Origin of the sequence: Stenotrophomonas maltophilia (assembly GCF_025642255.1) — a bacterium.
Classification (GTDB): Bacteria; Pseudomonadota; Gammaproteobacteria; order Xanthomonadales; family Xanthomonadaceae; genus Stenotrophomonas; species Stenotrophomonas maltophilia_P.
This window is the reverse complement of sequence record NZ_CP106759.1, coordinates 1,379,585-1,396,645: the sequence shown is the minus strand read 5'-3', so window position 1 is coordinate 1,396,645 and position 17,061 is coordinate 1,379,585. Positions and strand designations below refer to the sequence as shown.

General features: G+C 66.4%; 18 protein-coding genes and 1 pseudogene. 6 read left to right on the top strand and 13 right to left on the bottom strand.

The window, feature by feature from the left end; genetic code table 11:
- Positions 1-41: 41 nt before the first annotated feature.
- From N8888_RS06435 to grxD, 3 genes are all read right to left on the bottom strand, one after another.
- Entirely contained in the window at positions 42-3,275 is a 3,234-nt protein-coding gene (locus N8888_RS06435) for a TonB-dependent receptor (protein ID WP_262101170.1), read from the bottom strand.
- 232 nt (positions 3,276-3,507) lie between these two features.
- Positions 3,508-4,284 (bottom strand): SDR family NAD(P)-dependent oxidoreductase, encoded by a 777-nt coding sequence (locus N8888_RS06430; RefSeq protein ID WP_164152714.1) that lies wholly within the window; start codon positions 4,282-4,284, stop codon positions 3,508-3,510.
- A complete protein-coding gene (gene grxD / locus N8888_RS06425; RefSeq protein ID WP_053516610.1) occupies positions 4,281-4,601 on the bottom strand; it encodes a Grx4 family monothiol glutaredoxin in 321 nt (106 codons plus the stop codon). The genes N8888_RS06430 and grxD overlap by 4 nt, the downstream gene beginning before the upstream one ends.
- 121 nt (positions 4,602-4,722) lie before the next feature.
- On the opposite strand from grxD, the gene N8888_RS06420 reads away from it, so the two are divergent.
- Complete coding sequence (locus N8888_RS06420; RefSeq protein ID WP_263177893.1) at positions 4,723-5,301, top strand: superoxide dismutase; 579 nt, start codon at positions 4,723-4,725, stop codon at positions 5,299-5,301.
- Positions 5,302-5,359: 58 nt separating this feature from the next.
- Here N8888_RS06420 and N8888_RS06415 read toward each other — a convergent pair whose 3' ends face one another.
- The 3 genes from N8888_RS06415 to purE all read right to left on the bottom strand — a co-directional run bounded on the left by N8888_RS06415 (position 5,360) and on the right by purE (position 7,444).
- On the bottom strand, positions 5,360-5,701 hold the full coding sequence (locus tag N8888_RS06415; RefSeq protein ID WP_053516609.1) for a carboxymuconolactone decarboxylase family protein: 342 nt from the start codon (positions 5,699-5,701) through the stop codon (positions 5,360-5,362).
- Between the two features lie 97 nt (positions 5,702-5,798).
- Positions 5,799-6,944: a 5-(carboxyamino)imidazole ribonucleotide synthase gene (locus N8888_RS06410; protein ID WP_053516608.1), complete on the bottom strand. Its 1,146-nt coding sequence runs from the start codon at positions 6,942-6,944 to the stop codon at positions 5,799-5,801.
- The gene (gene purE / locus N8888_RS06405) at positions 6,941-7,444 is read right to left on the bottom strand and encodes a 5-(carboxyamino)imidazole ribonucleotide mutase (RefSeq protein WP_053516607.1); all 504 of its coding nucleotides are present in this window, start codon (positions 7,442-7,444) and stop codon (positions 6,941-6,943) included. The genes N8888_RS06410 and purE overlap by 4 nt, the downstream gene beginning before the upstream one ends.
- Positions 7,445-7,502: 58 nt before the next feature.
- On the opposite strand from purE, the gene N8888_RS06400 reads away from it, so the two are divergent.
- The 4 genes from N8888_RS06400 (at position 7,503) to N8888_RS06385 (ending at position 10,188) form a co-directional block, all read left to right on the top strand.
- The gene (locus tag N8888_RS06400; RefSeq protein WP_005408847.1) at positions 7,503-7,772 is read left to right on the top strand and encodes a Trm112 family protein; all 270 of its coding nucleotides are present in this window, start codon (positions 7,503-7,505) and stop codon (positions 7,770-7,772) included.
- Positions 7,769-8,620 (top strand): carboxylating nicotinate-nucleotide diphosphorylase, encoded by an 852-nt coding sequence (gene nadC / locus N8888_RS06395; protein ID WP_111186038.1) that lies wholly within the window; start codon positions 7,769-7,771, stop codon positions 8,618-8,620. Before N8888_RS06400 ends, nadC begins: the two co-directional genes overlap by 4 nt.
- Positions 8,621-8,788: 168 nt before the next feature.
- The gene (locus N8888_RS06390) at positions 8,789-9,769 is read left to right on the top strand and encodes a DUF2272 domain-containing protein (protein WP_065175856.1); all 981 of its coding nucleotides are present in this window, start codon (positions 8,789-8,791) and stop codon (positions 9,767-9,769) included.
- 68 nt (positions 9,770-9,837) lie between these two features.
- Complete coding sequence (locus N8888_RS06385) at positions 9,838-10,188, top strand: DUF3301 domain-containing protein (RefSeq protein ID WP_053516603.1); 351 nt, start codon at positions 9,838-9,840, stop codon at positions 10,186-10,188.
- Positions 10,189-10,304: 116 nt separating this feature from the next.
- Here the strand turns inward: N8888_RS06385 and N8888_RS06380 are convergent, their stop codons facing one another.
- The 7 genes and pseudogenes from N8888_RS06380 to N8888_RS06350 all read right to left on the bottom strand — a co-directional run bounded on the left by N8888_RS06380 (position 10,305) and on the right by N8888_RS06350 (position 16,355).
- A complete protein-coding gene (locus N8888_RS06380; RefSeq protein ID WP_053516602.1) occupies positions 10,305-10,757 on the bottom strand; it encodes a ClpXP protease specificity-enhancing factor in 453 nt (150 codons plus the stop codon).
- A gap of 85 nt (positions 10,758-10,842) precedes the next feature.
- Positions 10,843-11,478, bottom strand: a complete 636-nt coding sequence (locus N8888_RS06375; RefSeq protein WP_053516601.1) for a glutathione S-transferase N-terminal domain-containing protein — start codon at positions 11,476-11,478, stop codon at positions 10,843-10,845.
- A 134-nt stretch (positions 11,479-11,612) separates the two neighbouring features.
- Complete coding sequence (locus N8888_RS06370; RefSeq protein ID WP_053516600.1) at positions 11,613-12,362, bottom strand: cytochrome c1; 750 nt, start codon at positions 12,360-12,362, stop codon at positions 11,613-11,615.
- Complete coding sequence (locus tag N8888_RS06365; RefSeq protein WP_053516598.1) at positions 12,355-13,614, bottom strand: cytochrome b; 1,260 nt, start codon at positions 13,612-13,614, stop codon at positions 12,355-12,357. The genes N8888_RS06370 and N8888_RS06365 overlap by 8 nt, the downstream gene beginning before the upstream one ends.
- Positions 13,614-14,234, bottom strand: coding sequence for a ubiquinol-cytochrome c reductase iron-sulfur subunit (petA, locus tag N8888_RS06360; RefSeq protein ID WP_053516597.1), 621 nt, complete (start codon positions 14,232-14,234; stop codon positions 13,614-13,616). Before petA ends, N8888_RS06365 begins: the two co-directional genes overlap by 1 nt.
- A 189-nt stretch (positions 14,235-14,423) precedes the next feature.
- Positions 14,424-15,341 carry a lytic transglycosylase domain-containing protein gene (locus N8888_RS06355; protein WP_263177892.1) on the bottom strand — a complete coding sequence of 306 codons (918 nt, stop codon included), beginning with the start codon at positions 15,339-15,341 and terminating at the stop codon, positions 14,424-14,426.
- A gap of 46 nt (positions 15,342-15,387) precedes the next feature.
- Positions 15,388-16,355: pseudogene (locus N8888_RS06350) on the bottom strand (helix-turn-helix transcriptional regulator).
- Between the two features lie 81 nt (positions 16,356-16,436).
- On the opposite strand from N8888_RS06350, the gene N8888_RS06340 reads away from it, so the two are divergent.
- Positions 16,437-17,057, top strand: coding sequence for a glutathione S-transferase family protein (locus N8888_RS06340; RefSeq protein WP_053516594.1), 621 nt, complete (start codon positions 16,437-16,439; stop codon positions 17,055-17,057).
- The last annotated feature ends 4 nt before the right edge of the window (positions 17,058-17,061 follow it).

Here is a 17,061-nt window from a genome sequence, read left to right as displayed (position 1 = left end):
TGCCCCGGCCGTTTCCGTCTACTGCGTGATGTTCCGACGGATCAGAACTTGTACTTCAGGGTCAGCTGCATCGACCAGCGCGACACGGCAGTGTTGCCCTTGTCGTTGTTGTTTTCCTGGATCGCGGGGTTGTCGGTGGAACCGGTGAACGAGTACACGTACTTGCCGGTCGCCGGGTCGATACCCGCGTAGTTGGCGACGCGACGGGTAGCGTAGAAGCCGTAGTCGTCGATCAGGCCCCACTTCTTGTTCAGCAGGTTGCCGACATTCATGATGTCCAGCGCGATCTCACCCTTGTGGCTCTTCACGAAGCCCGGGAACTCCTGGCTGATGCGGACGTCGAAGGTGTTGATCCACTTGGCACGGTGCGAATTGGCCGGGACCACGCTGCCACGGTAGGCATCGAGCTCCGGATTCTGCGCCAGCCAGTTGAAGAAGTCCTGCTCCATCTGCGCGCTCTGCACGAAGCGACCGCCGACCACCGTACCGAACAGCACGTCACCCGGGCCGCTCGGCACATAGAACAGATCGTTGGTGGTAGCACCGTCGCCGTTGGCATCGTTGTAGAAGATGTAGCTGTACGGACGGCCCGAACGACCTTCGTAGAACAGGCCGACGCGGGTGGCGTTGTCACCGAAGAAGTTGTGCTTCCACTCCAGGGTGCCGGTGACGCGGTCCTTGATCGCGTAACGCGAGTCGTAGGCCACGTCTTCGTTGGCATTGAAGATCAGCGTGTTGTTCCAGTTCGAGGTGTTCTGCGAGCTGGTCAGCGGACTGACTTCCTTGGACTTGGTATAGGTGTAACCCAGCGACCAGCCCCAGTTCTCGGTCAGCGGCTTGGCCAGCGAGAAGGTGGCCTGGGTACCACGACCCTTGTCGGTGTTGCGCATGACCAGCACGTCGCCGATGTCGCTCGGACGGTTGGCACGGTCGGTGGCACGGTTGGTGCCGGTGGTCATGCCGAAGTTGGTGCCACCCGACATGCGGCTGTTCGCCGGATTACGGCCATTCGCATCCCAGTAGATCGCACGACCGTCCTGGCCGTAAGCGGTCGGCGCCGAAACGTCGAGACGGTCGAAGTAGATGCCGTCCTTGACCTTGGTCATCAGCACTTCGGCCGACGCCACGATGCCGTACCACGGCAGCTCATGGTCGAACGCCAGGTTGGCCTTCCACACCGACGGCAGGCGGGTGCCCGGGGCGATGATGTCGACGTTCTGGCGCGCAGCTGCGGGGCCACCAGCCGGAATGTACGGATTGTTGCCGTCCGGGGTGAAGCCGCTGGTCAGGTTGCGCTCATCGTACTCGATGTAGTTCAGGCCGGTGTTCTGGTAGGCACCCGCCAGCCACACGTTCGGGGCAGCGCCACCGAACAGGCCCACGCCACCACGCAGCTGGGTCGGGCGCTCGCTGTCGAAGGTGTAGTTGAAGCCGACGCGCGGCTGCACCAGGTTCTTGTCGACCAGCTGGGTGTTGTTGAAGCCGTACAGCTGCTCGATGCGCGGGTTGTACAGGCGCTGGCTGCTGAAGTCAGGCATGTCGACGCGGACACCGAACATCAGGCTCAGGTTGTAGTTGATGGCCCAGGTATCCTGGACGAACACACCGGTGTTCTTCAGGGTGAAGTCTGCCGGGATATCACTGCGGCTGCCGCCGGCGCGCGGGGCACGCAGCTGGTAGCGCGCGATGCGACCGTTCAGGAAGTCCTCGACGCTGTTGAACTCGTAGACGCCGTTGAGGTTGCGGCCGTAGAAGTTCATCAGGTCGTTCTTCGAGTAATCGAAGCCGAACTTGACGGTGTGATCGCCGATGTACCAGGTACCGGCACCGAAGGCGCTCAGTTCCTTCGATTCCACGATGTTGACGTGCGTGTTCTGCTCGGTACCGACGTACAGCGAGTCGTTACCCGAACGGATGCGGATCTGCGGCATGTCGACCAGCGGAACGCGGTTGGCCGAGTAATCCTTGTGCGAGACCTTGAACTCGGTCGAGAAGTTCTCGGACCAGTCGCTGAACAGTTCGCCCATCCAGGTTTCGTATTCGGTCGGCTGCTGGTACCAGAAGTTGCTCAGCGAGATCGCACTGGTGCTGACCTGCGGGAAGCGGACGACGTTCTGCTCCATCTTGTTGTAGCGCAGGGCCGCACGGTGGTTTTCATTGATGTTCCAGTCCAGCTTGACCGCGTACTCTTCGATTTCGGTCTTGCTGTTCGGTGCCGTCAGGCTGCCCGGGTCATAGCCGAGTCCACCCAGGAAATTCTGGACGTCGGTGATCTGCTGCTGGGTGATGGTGCCCTTGCCGATCGGGGTGTCGCTCAGGCTGATGCCAGCGGCCGAACGCTCGTACTTCTCGTAGTTGCTGAAGAAGAACAGCTTGTCCTTGACGATCGGGCCGCCGAAGGTCATGCCGTAGGTCTTCTCGTCCTCGAAGCCGTTGAACTTCTCGCCACGCAGTTCCTCGCGGACCATGTCCTTGTCGCGGTAGGAACCGTAGACAGTGCCATGGAACTCGTTGGTACCCGACTTGGTCACGGCATTGATCACCGCACCGGTACCACCGGCGATGGTGGTGTCGTAGTTCGCGAGATCGATGTTGATTTCCTGGATGGCATCCATCGACACCGGCTGACGCTCGGTCGGCAGGTTGTTGGAGCCCAGGCCGAACGGATCGGAGGCACTGATGCCGTCGATACGGATCGCGTTGTAACGGGTGTTCTGACCGCCAGCCGAGATCGCGCCGTCAGCCTTGCTGACCTGCGAGATGCGCGGGTCCAGGCGGATGTAGTCCTGGATGTTGCGGTTGGCCGACGGCAGCGCGTCCATCGTTTCGCGGGTCACGTTCGAGCCGGTACCCATCTTGGTGGCGCTGAAGATGTCCAGGCCGCCCGCGGTGGCGACAACATTCACGGCGTCCAGGTTGGTGGCCGCCACGTCGCCGGTCAGGTTGGCATTGACGGTGTTGACCTGGTTCAGGTTCAGGTAGACACCCTCTTCGGTCTTGGTGCCTTCACCCGGCTTGGTGATGGTGATGGTGTACGGACCACCCACGCGCAGGCCGCGCGCGTTGTAACGACCCGACGCATCGGTCGTGGCGCGCGAAACGGTGCCCGACTCGGTGTGGGTGATGGTGACTTCAGCACCGGCGACAGGCTGGCCAGCGGCGGACACGACCTGGCCGCCGACACCTGCAGAGGTGCTCTGGGCGAAGGCGGGAGCGGCAGCAAGTGCGGCCACGAGACCAAGGGTGAGCTTGGACATCCGGAGTGGGTGGGTCATCTAGGGTAGCCTCGATACGAGTTGGCGATGGCGGAAAAAAGACGCATCCAAGCGGCCTTGCGGGTGGCCGACTGGACAGTGATCTGGGGTTCCCGACCGTGTTGGCTGAAGGCAGCCATAACGGTTAACACTAGATTAACACGCTACGCCATCAATGTGACGGTTGTGCGACAAACGGCACCGGATCGCAACGCAATCATGACGGGATCTTCATTCCGCCTTACGTCGCCCTTTACCCTGCCGGGCGAGCGCTGCCTGCGTCCAGGATCTGCCCCCGCCAGGCCGAGCCGGCACTGGACAGCAGGGTCACGGCCGCGGCCGCGGCGGCCTCGGGCCCCTGCGCAGCCGGGTCCTGGTCGATCGAGTAGGCGCGGGCGCGCAGGGCCGTGCGCAGGGGCCCCGGGTACAGGCCGCTGACCCGGACCGGACTGCGGCCCAGCTCATCATGCAGGCTGGCGATCAGGCCGCGCAGGCCATGCTGGGCGGCGCCATAGCCTCCCCAGTAGGCCTGCCCCACCCGTTCCGGGTCATCGACCGTGAACACCAGCGCCGCATCCTCGCGCTGGCGCAGCAGCGGCAGGCAGGCCTGCGCCAGCCAGGCGGGTGCGGTCAGGGTGACGTGGACGGCGCGGGCGAAACTTGCCGGGTCGGCCAGTTCGAACGGGGTCAAGCCCGGAAAGTGGGCGGCGCAGACAAGTAGCCCGTCCAGTCGCCCCAGCTCCGTCTGCAGCGCCTGGGCGAGGTCGGCGTAGTCATCGGGACCGGCCCCTTCCAGATCCAGCGGATACAGCAGGGGCTCGGGACCGGCTGCCTGCACCTGGGCGTAGACCCGGTCCAGCCGGCGCGGCTTGCGCCCCAGCAGGACCACGGTCGCGCCTGCGCTGGCGGCGGCCACTGCGGCGGCACTTCCGAGGCCACCACCGGCACCGGCCACAAGCACCACGCGGTCCTGCAACGGGCGGCCATCGAGCGCCCCGTTGGTCGGTGACGTCGATGGCGGCGCACTCATCCCAGGGTCGCCTCTTCGACGATGCGCTTGAGCTCGCCGGATTCGAACAGCTCCATGATGATGTCGCAGCCGCCGATCAACTCCCCGTTGATGAACAGCTGCGGAAACGTCGGCAGGTTGGAGAAACGCGGCAGGTTCGCGCGGATTTCCGGCTCCTCCAGCACATTGACGGTGCGCAGGGAGACGGCGCCGGCAGCCATCAGCGCCTGTACGGCGCGGCTGGAGAAGCCGCACGTCGGGTATTGCGGGGTGCCCTTCATGAACAGCACGAGCGGGTAACGATCGACCTCGGCCTGGATTTGCTGCATTACCGCCACAACCACACTCCTTGCTTCGCCGGACAAACCAACCGCGATGGTCGGCTAGACTGCCCAAGGTAGCCGCCATTGTAAGCGGATGGAACCGGCTGCCGCCGCCCCTCTGGCCACGAACCTGTCCATGCCCGTCGAACTGCCTGCCCTGCCCTACCTGTCCGGCTCCCTGCAGCCTCATCTTTCCGCGCAGACCGTGGAACTGCATCACGGCGCACACCACCGTGCCTACATCGATGCGGTCAATGCCGGGATCCGCGGCACCGAATGGGAAGAGGCCCCGCTGGAGGAGATCGTCCGCCATGCCCAGGGCGCGCTGTTCGACGCCGCGGCCCAGGCCTGGAACCACGGCTTCTACTGGCAGTGTCTGCGCCCGCGCGGCGGCGGTGAGCCGCAGGGACGGCTAGGCGAGCTGGTCAAGCGCCAGTTCGGCGACGTGCAGCGCCTGCGCGAGGAGTTCAACCGCACCGCGCTGGGCCTGTTCGGCTCCGGCTGGGTGTGGCTGGTGCAGCATCCGGGCGGCCAGCTTGGCATCCAGGCCACCCGCAACGCCGGCACCCCGCTGACCGGCGACAGCACGCCGCTGCTGTGCTGCGACGTGTGGGAACACGCGTACTACACCGACTACCAGAACGACCGCGCACGCTACCTGGAGGCGTTCTGGCAGCTGGCCAACTGGGAATTCGCCGAGAGCCGGCTGCGCTGAGAGCATCCGCCGGGCGTAGCCCGGCAGCACCGGGCCATGCCTGGCGACGCGATGGGCATCACGCGCTCTCGTGCGCCGCCACCGCATCCATGACTCGGGCCGAGTACACCAGTGCCGCGCCGGCGTTGAGCGAAACCGCCACCCCGAGCGCCTCGGCGATCTCCTCGCGGCTGGCACCCTGCTTGAGTGCGGCATCGACGTGCACCGTGATGCAGCCGTCGCAACGGGTGGTCACGGCGACCGCCAGCGCGATCAGTTCGCGGGTTTTTGCATCGAGATGGTGGGTCTGGGCACCGGCATTGGCCAGAGTGGCGTAACCCTTGATGGTATCCGGCGAGAGCTTGCCGATCTCGCCGATACGGCCCTTCAGTTCCTTGCGGTATTCGTTCCAGTCGAGCATGACGATGACTCCGGGGAAAGGAGCCTTACGCTATCACCCTGGTTGATGCGCCGATGCGTGCATCGGCGCGTCACAGCGTTGCGCTTCCGCGTCGCGGTCAACCGCGCAGTGCCCGCACCGCCGGTGCGACCTGCAGCTGGCGCCCCAGTGCCTCGCCCACCTGTTCCAGCGCCGTGGCCAGTGCGCCGGCCTGGTCGTCGCGCAGCGTGGCGTGGCCCACCTTGCGGCCTTCGCGGGGCCGCTTTCCATAATCGTGCCAGTGGCCGCTGGCCTGGGCCAGCACCGGCGCCGGGTCCGGCATCTCGCCCAGCCAGTTGAGCATGCAGGCGTGGCCGAGCATGCGGGTACTGCCCAGCGGCAGGCCCAGCACGGCGCGAAGATGATTCTCGAACTGCGAGGTCTCGCTGCCTTCGATGGTCCAATGGCCGGAGTTGTGCACGCGCGGCGCCATCTCGTTGGCCAGCAGTTCGCCGTCCCGGCAGAACAGCTCCAGGGCGAACACGCCCACGTACTGCAGATGCTCGGCCAGCCGTCGGGCATAGCCGATGGCGGCATCCTGTTCGGCGGCCGACAGCACAGCAGGCGCCACACTGGCCGAAAGCACGCCATCCACATGCCAGTTGCCGGTCACCGGCCAGGCCTGGAAACCGCCGTCACGGCCGCGCACGGCCACCACGCTGACCTCGCGCTGGAAAGCCACAAAGCCCTCCAGGATCAGGCCGGTGTGCTCGACCTGGGCGCCCAGGGCCTGCCAGGCAGCGTCGATGTCAGCTTCGCTGCGCAACCGGAACTGGCCCTTGCCGTCATAGCCGAGGCGACGGGTCTTGAGGATGCACGGCAGGCCGAACGCGGCCGCCTTCGCGGCGAGCTCCTCGCGGCTGCGGATATCGGCGAACGGCGGCAGCGGAATGCCCAGCTGCTGGAACAGCGTCTTCTCGCTCAGGCGGTCCTGCGCTACAGCCAGCGCTGCGGGCGGCGGATACACCGGCACCCGCTCGGCCAGCCACTGCGCACTGTCCGCGGGCACATTCTCGAAGTCGAACGTCACTACATCGACTTTGGCGGCGAAGTCCGCCAGCGCCTGGCGGTCATCGAAGGCACCGACGGTGAGCGGTGCCAGCGGCCCGCTGCAGGCGTCCGCCGCCGGATCGTACAGTTCGAAGCGCAGTCCCAGCGGCGCACCGGCCAGGACCATCATGCGGGCCAGCTGGCCGCCGCCGAGGATGCCGACAGTCAGGTTCATTGGCGCGGGTCGTCGTGGGCCATCACATCTTCGGTCTGGCGCGTGCGGAAGGCATCCAGCGCCTGGCCGATGGCCGGCTGGTCGCTGGCCAGCATCGCGGCGGCGAACAGCGCGGCGTTGGAGGCACCCGCATTGCCGATGGCGAAGGTAGCCACCGGAATGCCGGCCGGCATCTGCACGATCGACAGCAGCGAGTCCATGCCATTGAGCGCCTTGGACTGCACCGGCACGCCCAGCACCGGAACCGCGGTCTTGGCCGCGATCATGCCCGGCAGATGCGCGGCACCGCCGGCGCCGGCGATGATCGCGCGCAGGCCACGTCCACCCGCCTGTTCGGCATAGCTGAACAACACATCCGGCGTCCGATGGGCGGACACCACCTTCACTTCAAACGGAACACCCAGGGCCTCAAGCTTCTGGGCGGCGTGCTGCATGGTTTCCCAGTCGGAGCGGGAACCCATGACGATGCCGACGAGCGGCGCGTTCGGATTGGGGGTCATTGGCCGTCACCTGCCTTAAAGACGTATTCTAGCCGTCTTCCACGCAAGACGAAGAACCATGGATCGCAAGCTGCTCGACCTGCTGGTGTCGCCGGACACCCGCCAGCCCCTGTCCCTGCTGGATGGCAAGGGCCTGGAAGCCCTCAACAAGGCGATTTCCGCCGGCGCGGTGAACAAGGCCGACGGCAACCCGCTGGCACAGCCGCTGCGCGAGGCCCTGGTCACCCGTGACCGCAAGCAGGTGTTCCGGGTCGACGACGGCATCCCGGTGCTGCTGGCCGAGGAGGCCATTCCAACCGCGCAGATCGCTGACTTCCCGGCCGCATGAGCATGCTGCCGACGCCGGATGCGGCCGTCGTCGCCGCCGATGTCGCCCGCGCGCTGGCGGAGGATCTGGGCAGCGGCGACGTCACCGCCGCCCTGCTGCCCGACCAGGCTGACAGCGCCTACCTGCTGTGCAAACAGGATGCGGTGATTGCCGGCCGGCCGTGGTTCGATGCCACCCACCGCGCGCTCGACCCGGACGTGCGCATCGAATGGCGCATCGCCGAAGGCGAGTCCGTCACTGCCGGTACGGTACTTGCGCTGCTGCACGGCCGCAGCCGCAGCCTGGTCAGCGCCGAGCGCACGTCGCTGAACTTCCTGCAGACCCTGTCCGGCACCGCTACCACCACGGCGCGCTACGTGGCCGCCGTGGCAGGCACCGGCACGCGCATTCTCGACACCCGCAAGACCCTGCCCGGCCTGCGCCTTGCACAGAAATACGCAGTGCGCTGCGGAGGCGGGGAAAACCATCGTTTCGGCCTGTACGACACGGTGATGCTGAAAGAAAACCATATCCGTGCCGCCGGTTCGCTGGCCGCTGCGGTGGCGGCCGCGCGTCGGCAATGGCCACGGTTGCCGCTGGTGGTCGAGGTCGAAGACCTGACCCAGCTTCGTCAGGCGCTGGAGTCCGGCTGCGAGCGCATCCTGCTCGATGATTTCAGCCCCGACCTGCGCCGTGAAGCCGTACGCATCACCGCCGGCCGCATTCCGCTGGAGGTGTCCGGCAGCGTCGGCCTTGGCGGCCTGCGCTCGATCGCGGAGGACGGCGTGGACTGCATCTCCATCGGCGGCCTGACCAAGCATGTACAGGCCATCGATCTGTCACTGAAGCTGGGCCCACCGCCGGGTTGAGGCCCGGTAACGCCTGACGCAACCGCGTTGCCCGCCGGGCATGGCCCGGCGCTACCGGACGCGTCATGCACTGGGGAGCGCCGGGCCATGCCCGGCCGACATTGACGGATCCACCCGGCGTTCACGACGGCGCTGCGACGCTGCGCGCATCCCCCACTGGAGCCGCGCATGCGCCGGATGCTGTTGCCTGCCTGTCTGCTGCTCGCGTCAATGCCCTTGTCCGCCGCAGCGGCCGAGGCCTGTGATGTCCCGCCGCGCTTCGGCCTGAGCCCCTTGGCCATTGCCATCCGCAACGCGGCATGCAACGAGCATCGGCTGTGGTTCCGCCCCTTCATCGACCGCGATGGCCGCGCCGCCAGCCTCAGCGTCACGGAAGCCGAGAACGAGCATCTGGCCGACAACGGCCTGATTGCCTGGCAGCGCGTCTCCCACTACTGGCGTGACAGCGGGACGCTCAACGCCATGGGCAGCATCGCCGGTGCCAGCAGTTGTGCCGCACCACTGGGCTCGCGCTATACCGACAGCGACTGCCGTGCCTTCCTGATCGACAATCCCTGGTCGGCTGCCTTCATTTCCTGGGTGATGGTGCGCGCCGGGGTCCCCGGCTTCAACACCTCGCCGCGCCACATCGACTACATCCGTGCTGCCTACCAGGGTGGCCCTTCCGGCGTGCCTTACCGGCTGGCCGATCCAGCCACGGCTAAGCCGGCCCCCGGTGATCTTCTGTGCTTCCTGCGCGACCGCAGCACCACGCTCAGCTACAGCGGACTGGTACAGGCGCTTGGCAATGGCTCGGTCGGCCATTGGAAGTCGCACTGCGAAGTGGTGGTCGCGGCCAATCTCGGCGGTGACCAGACCTTGTACCTGGTAGGCGGCAACGTCATGAACACCGTGGCGATGCGGCTGCTGCCGCTGGATCGGACCGGACTGATCCAGTTGCCTGCGGCCCGCGAACGCGACAGCACCGGCATCGAGCCCAGCTGCACGCCCGGGCGCGAGGACGAATGCAGTTTCAACCGCCAGGATTGGGCCGCACTGCTGCAGCTGACTGCGACCGCGCCGTTGATCGCACCGGCACCGGCAACGCCACCGATGACCACAGCGCCCGCAGTGCAGCCGGCTTCCGGTGATCCGCAGCGGATGAACTGAATCTTCTGCTTGATCCAGCAGGCATTCGCCGCCATCTTTGCCGCATCGACACCTGACGCCCTGGAACCATGCCCACCCTGCTGCTGTTGCTGATTGCCGGCGCCATCGTCTACTTCTTCTGGAACGCTGCCCGCTCCGCCGCCGAGCGCGCGGTCGAGCTGGGACGCAACGCCTGCCGCGCCGCCAATGTGCAGTGGCTGGACCAGGCGGTGCATGCCACCGGCCTGCGCCTGTCGCGCGGCGAGGATGGCCGGCTCGGTTTCGAGCGCACCTTCAAATTCGAGTATTCCTACGATGGCATCGATCGCCATGTGGGCCGGATGGTGCTGCGCGGCGATCAGCTGGTGTCGTTCACCGGCCCGGGCGCGGCGCGGATCAGCCAGATCCGGCCGGATGTGGACGATGCCGAGGATGTCTGATCCCGGACATCCACGCGTGGCGTGGATCTTCCTGATCCGGGATCGGTAGCGCCGGGCCATGCCCGGCGACCAGGTCTGTAAAACGGCAAGGCGCAAAGTTGTGCTGGACGCTCCTGCTACTTGACCACGCGCAGGTTCGGCCGGCCCTTCGGCGGCGGCCCTGCCGGCGGCGTATCCTCCGGCGGCGTGTCGTCGTCATGCAGCACTTCGTCGCCGGTCGACGCCGGTTCGCTGCCCGGAATGTCATCCGGCAGTGCCATGCCCTGCCCGGTCTCGCGGGCGTAGACGGCCAGCACGGCACTGATCGGCACCTGCACCGGGTAGCTGGTACCGGAGAAGCGCGCCGAGAAGCTCACCATCTCGTTGTCGATCATCAGGCGCACTACCGCGCGTTCGGCGATGTTGAGCACCACTCTGCCATCCTTGACCGCCGAAGGCGGCACCTGCACGCCGGGGACGCCGGCGTCGACCAGGATGTGCGGGGTCAGCTGGTTGTCATTGATCCATTCCACCAGTGCCCGCAGCAGGTACGGGCGGTGGCTGGTCATGTGGAAGAAGTCTTCGGTCATGCGTGAAGTGTACGCGCCCGACGCCCCGACCGGGGCGGATCGCCTGCACGCCGGTCGGCGTGCAGACGGGAAAGCGGCGGCCGGCTCAGACGGGCAGGTCGCGCAGCTTCTTTTCCTGCTCGGTCAGGCTGCGCACGAACCCCGGGTGGCGGAAGATGCGGTTGCCGTAATCCTCGATGGCCTTGCCGTCCTTCGGCAACGGCACATCCAGTGACTGCAGGCGCCAGATGATCGGCGCCATCGCGCAGTCGGCCAGGCTCATTTCCGGGTTCAGGAAGAACTTGCTGGCCTTGAACAGCGGCAGCGACGCGGTCAGCAACTCCTTCAAGCGCTTGCGCCCGGCCTCGGCCTGGGTCTTGTTGCCCAGCTGGATGGCCTGCACCTGCGGCACCCAGTCGTGCTCGATGCGCAGCATCGCCAGGCGGATGCGTGCACGTGACAGCGGATCGACCGGCATCAGCGGCGGATGCGGATAGCGCTCGTCAAGGTATTCGCTCACCACCGAAGCGGCGTACAGCACCAGTTCGCGCTCGACCAGGGTCGGCACCGAATGGTACGGATTGAGGTCGATCAGGTCTTCGGGCGGATTCTGCGGATCGACCGCAACGAAATCGAACGTCACACCCTTGGCCGCAAGGACCAGGCGCACACGGTGGCACAGTACATCGTCGTTCGAGGAAAACAGCGTCAGTGTATTGCGCATGCGTACGCTCGCCGCCATCAAAGGCTCTCCTACGACAGGAGACCGCCTGCCGCATCGGCGCCGCCAGCACCGTGCCAGCGGTCGACTTCTCCCCGAGTGTGCAACCGACCATCACAAAAGCCAATAGGCCCAGCCAACGGCCGGCGGCAGAATCAGTGAACGTCCTTCCAGTATTCCTTCTTCAGCAGGTACACCAGGAAGGTCAACAGGGCCAGGAACAGGATCACCCACACGCCCAGCTGCTGCCGCTTGAGCGCGGCCGGTTCGCCGGCGTATTCGAGGAAGTTGGTGATGTCCCGCACGGCCTGGTCGTACTGGCCGGCATCAACCGAGCCGGGGCTGTCGATGCGCAGCCCGGTCACCGGCGGGTCCATGCCTGGCCCTTCGGCCTTGCCGTGCACGGCATGCTGCAGGCCCTGCATTTCCCAGAGCGGGTTGGGCATGGAGGCGTTGGCGAACAACGCGTTGTTCCAGCCCAGCGGGCGGCTGCTGTCGAGATAGAACGACTTGAGGTAGGTGTAGACCCAGTCGCTGCCCCGCACACGCGAGATCAGGCTCAGGTCCGGCGGCATCTTGCCGAACCACTTCTCGGCCTGCTCCTTGGGCATCGCCACCGGCACCGGATCGCCGATTGCCGCACCGGTGAAGTTGAGGTTGTTCATCACCTCTTCCTCGGTCAGCCCCAGGTCCTGCGCCATCCGCGAGTAGCGCAGGTACTTCAGCGCGTGGCAGCTGGAGCAGTAGTTCATGTACAGCTGCGCGCCGCGCTGCAGCGATGCGCGGTCACCGAGGTCATTGCCGGCCTGCAGCAGCTTGGTGCCGCCTTCGGCAGCGGTGGCCAGGAAACTGCCCAGCATCAGGGCGGCCGCGAGGGCCAGCCGGACCATCCAGCGCTCAGTCATGCGTGGTCACCCTCTCCGGTACCGGCTTGGTCTTGTCCAGCCTTGTCCATAGCGGCATGGTGATGAAGAACGCGAAGTACAGGAAGGTCAGCACCCGCCCGATGTAGGTCTCGTGCACGTCCGTACCCGGACCGGAACCGATCACGCCCAGCCACACGAAGCACACGGCCAGCATGCCCAGCATCACCTTCGAGATCCAGCCGCGGTAGCGCACCGACTTCACCCGCGCCTTGTCCAGCCAGGGCACCAGGAACAGGATGGCGATCGCCGAGAACATCACCAGCACGCCACCGAGCTTGTTCGGCACCACGCGCAGCATCGCGTAGTACGGGGTGTAGTACCACACCGGTTTGATGTGTTCCGGGGTCACCAGCCGGTTGGCCTCGGTGAAGTTGTCGTGCTCCAGGAACAGGCCACCAAAGCCGGGGGCGAAGAAGATGATGAAGGCGGCGATGATCAGCAGGAAGCCGGCGCCGACGCCATCCTTGAGCGTGTAGTAAGGATGGAAGGGAATGCCATCGGCCGGTGCATTGGGCGACCAGCGGTTGCCCTTGGGCCCCTTCTTGATCTCCACGCCATCCGGGTTGTTGGACCCCACTTCATGCAGCGCGCCCAGGTGCAGCACCACCAGCAGCAGCAGCACCAGAGGCAGTGCGATCACGTGCAGCGCGAAGAAGCGGTTGAGCGTGGCATCGCTGGGCAGGTAATCGCCCATGATCCACTCGGTCAGGCCATTGCCGATCACCGGAATCGCGCCGAACAGCGAGATGATCACCTTGGCGCCCCAGAACGACATCTGGCCCCACGGCAGCACGTAGCCCATGAAGGCCTCGGCCATCAGCACCAGGTAGATCAGCATGCCCAGGATCCACACCAGCTCGCGCGGTTTCTGGTAACTGCCATACAGCAGCCCGCGGAACATGTGCAGGTAGACCACGATGAAGAACAGCGATGCACCGGTGGAGTGCATGTAACGGATCAGCCAGCCCCACTCGACATCACGCATGATGTATTCGATGGAGCCGAAGGCCTCCGCCGCGCTGGTCTTGTAGTGCATCGTCAGGAAGATGCCGGTGACGATCTGGTTGACCAGCACCAGCAGCGCCAGTGAACCGAAGTAGTACCAGATGTTGAAGTTCTTCGGCGCGTAGTACTCGCTGACGTGCTTGCGGTAGATCGGCATCAGCCCCGGCGCGCGGGCGTTGACCCAGTCGGCGACGCCTGTCGCGGTACGGCTCAGGATATTGGCCATCAGGCTGCCCCCTCCGGATCGACACCGATGATGAGCGTGTTGTCGTCCTGGTAGTGGTGCGGTGGCACCAGCAGGTTGATCGGCGCCGGCACGTCCTTGAAGACGCGGCCGGACATGTCGAAGCGCGACTTGTGGCAGGGGCAGAAGTAGCCGCCCTTCCACTGCGGGTCATACGGTTCGGGGCGGATCTCGGCCACCATCTCCGGCGAGCAGCCCAGATGCGTGCACAGGCCGACCAGTACCGACACATCGGGCTTGATCGAGCGCAGCTCGGGATTCTGCTTGAGCACGTAGGCGGGCTGCTGGTCCTTCTCGCCGGACTCCGGGTCCTTGAGGCGGTCGTCGAGCCCATGCAGCGCGTCGAGGATCGCCTTGGACCGTTTGACGATCCAGATGGGCTGGCCGCGCCATTCCACGATCAGGCGCTGGCCTTCCTGCAGGGCACTGATATCGGCCACCACCGGTGCTCCCGCGAGCTTCGCGCGGGCACTGGGGTTCCACGATTTGATGAAAGGAACTGCGGTGAATCCGACGCCGACGGCGCCAACCACGGCTGTGGTGGCAGTAAGAAAACGCCGACGTCCGGTATTGACTGGATCGTGTACCCCATCGTTGGCCATCCGGCACTCCGATATTGATTAGGTAGCTTTAAGGCTGCCAGCGGTCTGGTGGGGGCCAGAGCCGCATTGAATCATGGGCGAGTGTAGCGGAACCGTTACGCGCCACACAACGCATTGCAACAACTCTTTGCACCGTGTGCCGACCGGCAGCCGGCGATGGGCCGTCAGTCGGCACCGGCACCGGCCGGACTACTGGTGACTCAAGGCACTGCGGTAACGCTCGGCCAGCTGGCCCACCCGACGCACGTAGTACTGGGTTTCGCTGTAAGGGGGCACGCCACCATGGCGGTCGACCGCACCTTCCCCGGCGTTGTAACCGGCGGCGGCCAGGGTGAGGTTGCCGTTGAATCGCTTCAGCAGCCACGACAGGTACTGCACGCCGCCACGGATGTTCTGGCCCGCATCGTAGGAATCACTGACCCCGAAGCGCGCGGCAGTCGGCGGCATCAGCTGCATCAGGCCCTGCGCACCGGCGCGGCTGAGTGCGGTCGGATTGTAGGCCGACTCGGCATGGATGATCGCCCGGACCACCGCCTCCTCCACGCCGAACTCGCGCGCGGCCGAAGCGATCTCGGTCTTGAACGCCGTCGTGTTCAGACGCACGGTGCCGAAGTCCACGCGCGGGTTGGCCCCGCAGGCGTAGCAGCGCTCCATGAAGCTGTAGCGGATGGTGCGCACCGGCCCCAGGTGGGCAACCTGGCTGGGCCGCGCACTGGTGTAGTGGCGCACCCCATCCTTCATATAGGAATAGACCTGGCCACTGACCATGCGCCCGGTGCGGGACGTGCCGGCAGCAACTGCCGGAGTCGAAGCAGGCACCGGTGCAGCCGGCACGGGCACGGCTGCACTGGCGGCCACCGCCACCGGATTGCGCTCGATGCTGGCCACGGTGGCCGGCACAGGCCTGGCGACAGTCGCTGCCGGGCGGGCCGGGCGGGCGGCCTCCCGGCTGTAGCTGATGGTGCTGCATTGGGCACCGGCCACACGCTTGCTCACATAGCTGGTGACCCCGTCTGCCCCCTGGCACTTGTACAGGGTGCCGGCGCTGGCCGGCGCAGCGGTCAGCGCAGCGATGATGATCGCCGTTGTCCCCAGTCTCCCCTTCATGGCCGCGAGTGTCCCAGCTTCGCCCCGCGTTGCCAAGCCGTGCGGCTCAGCCTGTGACGTCAGGCACAGCCAGCAGCTGCGCCAGCCCGCCCAGGCGCTGCGCCAGTTCCTGGCGCAGCGCCGGCGGCGTGGTCCACAGCTCCAGCGGCACCCGGTCGAGGCTGAGAATCTGCGCCAGCATCATGCCGCGGCTTTCCGCGCCCATGCGCAGCAGGCAGTGATCGGCACCCTCGGCTTCGAGCACGCCACACCAGGGGGGAATGCGACCTTCCAGCTCGGTGTGGCTGCCGGCCAGGCGCAGCACCGCCTGCAGTGCGAACGGCGCCTGGCTGACCGCCTGCCGCACCATCACATCCGGCGGTGCGGGCGTGCGCCGATGCAGGCCGGGCTCGGCCAGCGCGCGCACCGCGCCCATCCGGTCCACCCGCAACGTGCGCCAGTCCTGGCGGCCCAGATCCCAGGCCAGCAGGTACCAGCGACGTCCGTAGTTGACCAGATGCTGGGCCTCGACCTCGCGCTGGGTCACCGCGTCCTGCGCGCTGCGATACTCGAAGGCCAGCCGGGTTGCCTGGCGGCAATGCTGGGCCAGGCGCCCCAGCAGACGTGCATCGGTGGAAGGCAGATCCGACAGCGTCGCGGTAGCGGCGTGCACCTCGCCAGCCTGCTGGCGGCGGCGGGTCGGCACCAGTGGATCGAGCTTGGACAGCAGACCGCGCGCGGTCTCGTCGATGCCGGCCACCGTGGCGGAGGCCGCACGCAGGGCGATGGCCAGGGTCGTCGCCTCCTCTTCGTCCAGCAGCATCGGCAGTACCGGTGCGCCCGCCCCCAGCTGATAGCCGCCCCTACCCCGGCCGATGCCCTGACCGGATAGCCAAGCTCACGAAGGCGCTCGATGTCGCGGCGGATGCTGCGCCGGTCCACCCCCATGCGCTCGGCCAGCTCAGCCCCCGACCACTGTCGGCGGGCCTGCAGCAGGGCGATCAGGCGGAGCAGGCGATGGGCGGTATGGCGCATGAGGGATCGAGGACAGAAGTCGTCCGCAATAGTGCCCCAGCATGGGCCCCAGTTCACCCCTCTGCTGCAAGGAGCACTGCCATGACGTCCCGCCAGATCACCCTCTATCACGCTGCCCGTTCACGCTCGAGCGGCGCCGTGGCCCTGCTTGAAGCCCTGGGTGCCGACTACCGCCTGCATGTGCTGGACCTGAAAGCCGGCGCCAACCTGGCCCCGGCCTACCTGGCCATCAACCCGATGGGCAAAGTGCCGGCGATCATCCATGAGGGCGCGCTGGTGACCGAGCAGGTGGCGATCTACCTGTACCTGGCCGATCTCTACCCCGAAGCCGGCCTGGCGCCGCCGATCGGCTCGCCGCTGCGCGGCCCCTACCTGCGCTGGATGGCTTTCTACGGCGCCTGTTTCGAGCCGGCGATGATCGACCGCGCGATGCGCCGCGACCCGCCCCCGCAGTCGATGTCGCCCTACAACGACGCCGAAACCGTCCTGCAGGTGATCGAGGCGCAGCTGGCGCAGGGGCCTTACCTGCTGGGTGAGGAAATGAGCGCCGCCGACGTGCTGTGGGGCAATGCCCTGAAATGGACCACCGATTTCGGGCTGGTGCAGCCCGCCCCCGCCACGGCGGACTACATCGCCCGGATGGGCGCATTGACGGCCTTCGACCGCTCGCGGCAGATCGACGCGGAGCTGATCGCGGCGTAAGGGC

Bases quoted from the DNA above. Each gene is read 5' to 3' on its own strand.
- N8888_RS06435 (WP_262101170.1), bottom strand. From the start codon at position 3,275: ATGACCCACCCACTCCGGATGTCCAAGCTCACCCTTGGTCTCGTGGCC.
- N8888_RS06430 (WP_164152714.1), bottom strand. From the start codon at position 4,284: ATGAGTGCGCCGCCATCGACGTCACCGACCAACGGGGCGCTCGATGGC.
- N8888_RS06420 (WP_263177893.1), top strand. From the start codon at position 4,723: ATGCCCGTCGAACTGCCTGCCCTGCCCTACCTGTCCGGCTCCCTGCAG.
- N8888_RS06415 (WP_053516609.1), bottom strand. From the start codon at position 5,701: ATGCTCGACTGGAACGAATACCGCAAGGAACTGAAGGGCCGTATCGGC.
- N8888_RS06410 (WP_053516608.1), bottom strand. From the start codon at position 6,944: ATGAACCTGACTGTCGGCATCCTCGGCGGCGGCCAGCTGGCCCGCATG.
- purE (WP_053516607.1), bottom strand. From the start codon at position 7,444: ATGACCCCCAATCCGAACGCGCCGCTCGTCGGCATCGTCATGGGTTCC.
- N8888_RS06400 (WP_005408847.1), top strand. From the start codon at position 7,503: ATGGATCGCAAGCTGCTCGACCTGCTGGTGTCGCCGGACACCCGCCAG.
- nadC (WP_111186038.1), top strand. From the start codon at position 7,769: ATGAGCATGCTGCCGACGCCGGATGCGGCCGTCGTCGCCGCCGATGTC.
- N8888_RS06390 (WP_065175856.1), top strand. From the start codon at position 8,789: ATGCGCCGGATGCTGTTGCCTGCCTGTCTGCTGCTCGCGTCAATGCCC.
- N8888_RS06385 (WP_053516603.1), top strand. From the start codon at position 9,838: ATGCCCACCCTGCTGCTGTTGCTGATTGCCGGCGCCATCGTCTACTTC.
- N8888_RS06380 (WP_053516602.1), bottom strand. From the start codon at position 10,757: ATGACCGAAGACTTCTTCCACATGACCAGCCACCGCCCGTACCTGCTG.
- N8888_RS06375 (WP_053516601.1), bottom strand. From the start codon at position 11,478: ATGGCGGCGAGCGTACGCATGCGCAATACACTGACGCTGTTTTCCTCG.
- N8888_RS06370 (WP_053516600.1), bottom strand. From the start codon at position 12,362: ATGACTGAGCGCTGGATGGTCCGGCTGGCCCTCGCGGCCGCCCTGATG.
- N8888_RS06365 (WP_053516598.1), bottom strand. From the start codon at position 13,614: ATGGCCAATATCCTGAGCCGTACCGCGACAGGCGTCGCCGACTGGGTC.
- petA (WP_053516597.1), bottom strand. From the start codon at position 14,234: ATGGCCAACGATGGGGTACACGATCCAGTCAATACCGGACGTCGGCGT.
- N8888_RS06355 (WP_263177892.1), bottom strand. From the start codon at position 15,341: ATGAAGGGGAGACTGGGGACAACGGCGATCATCATCGCTGCGCTGACC.
- N8888_RS06340 (WP_053516594.1), top strand. From the start codon at position 16,437: ATGACGTCCCGCCAGATCACCCTCTATCACGCTGCCCGTTCACGCTCG.